At 72.9% G+C, this 1,611-nt stretch carries 2 protein-coding genes; both read left to right on the top strand.

Translation table 11 applies throughout. The features are described 5' to 3' along the window. Window positions 1–1,366, top strand: a 1,366-nt coding sequence (locus tag PLL68_RS12870) for a leucyl aminopeptidase family protein (protein ID WP_324534689.1), incomplete at its 5' end; no start/stop codon positions are given. 1 nt (window position 1,367) lies between these two features. Next, the coding region (locus PLL68_RS12865; protein ID WP_324534687.1) for a threonine/serine exporter family protein at window positions 1,368–1,611 on the top strand (244 nt) is incomplete at its 3' end.

The following is a 1,611-nucleotide window of genomic DNA, read 5'->3' as shown; positions in this document are numbered from 1 at the left end:
CGTCGACCTCGCCGGCCTGGGGCGCGCGGGTTTCCGTCCCACGGTCGGGTCCGCGCTCGCGTTCCCCGCCTCCGGCGCACCGGTGCTCGTGGCCGTAGGCGTCGGTGACGTGGCCTCCCTGACGGCCGCCACCGTGCGCGACGCCGCGGCGGCCTTCGCGAACGCGGTGCCCTTCGACGGCCACCTCGCGACCCGCGTGCCGCGCTCGTCGCGGATGACGACCGCCGAGTCCGCCGCCGCCATCGTCGAGGGCGTGCTGCTCGCGCGCTACCGCTTCAGCCTGCGCAGCACCGAGCCGGAGACGGCCGAGGTCGCCTCCCTGACCCTCGTGGCACCCGAGGGCGAGCGGGCCGCGGTCGAGGAGGGCGCCGCCCGAGGCCGCCTCATGGCCAGGGTCGGCATGCTCAGCCGGGACCTGTCCACCAGCCCTGCCGGGATGCTCACCGCGACCGCCATGGCTGACCTCGCCGTCGAGCTCGGGCCCGACGCCGGGCTCGAGGTCGAGGTGTTCGACAAGGAACAACTCACCGAGATGGGCTGCGGTGGCCTGCTCGGAGTCAACCGCGGCAGCGTCGAGCCACCCCGCATGATCGTGATGCGCTACCAGCCCGAGGGCGAGCCCACGGGGCACCTGGCCCTGGTCGGCAAGGGCATCATGTACGACTCCGGCGGCATCAACCTCAAGCCGAGCGACGAGTCGCACTCGCAGATGAAGAACGACATGACCGGGGCGGCCGCCATCCTCGCGGCGATGACCGCCCTGCGCGAGGTGGGCTGCCGGGCCCGCGTCACGGCATACCTCATGTGCACTGACAACATGCCGTCCGGCTCGGCCATGCAGCTCGGTGACGTGCTCACCGCCCGCAACGGCAAGACCGTCGAGGTGAAGAACACCGATGCCGAAGGACGCCTCGTGATGATGGACGGGCTCTCCCTGGCCGTGGAGGACGAGGCGGACGTCATCGTCGACATCGCCACCCTGACCGGGGCCTGCCTGCGCACCTTCGGCACCGAGGTCGCCGGGGTCATGGGCAACCACCCCGCCGTCGTCGCGCAGGTCCGGGCCGCGGGCGAGCGGGCCGACGAGCCGGCCTGGGAGCTGCCGCTCATCAAGTCGTACAGGTCGCAGCTCGACTCCACGATCGCGGACATGACCAACCTCGGTGGGCCGAACGCCGGGTCGATCACCGCGGGCCTGTTCCTCGAGGAGTTCGTCGACGGCACCCCGTGGGCGCACATCGACATCGCCGGCACGGGCCAGGCGGAGTCCTCGCGGCGCTGGGTGCAGAAGGGCCCCACCGGTTTCGGGTCCCGCCTGCTCGTCGAGTTCGCGGCCTCGTTCACCGTCCCCACCGACGGTTCATGACGTGAGCCGGGCGGCCCCCGACCCGGCCGCCGAGACCGACGTCGCCGACTTCCTCGTCGCCCTCGGCGAGGCGATGGTCGATGCCGGCGACCCGGTGACGCACGTGCGTGCCAGCCTCGAGCGGGTGGCGCTCGCACTGGGCGCCGTCTGCACCGAGGTCGTCGTCCTGGCCACGGCGCTGTTCGTGTCGGTGCCCGGGTCCACGTCCACGCACACGGCAGTGGCCTCCGCCGGTGGGCGCCCGC

Source organism: Ornithinibacter sp., from assembly GCF_035443565.1.
Taxonomy (GTDB): domain Bacteria; phylum Actinomycetota; class Actinomycetes; order Actinomycetales; family Dermatophilaceae; genus Fodinibacter.
The sequence above is the reverse complement of the archived record's forward strand: the minus strand, read 5'-3'. Positions and strand labels throughout refer to the sequence as shown.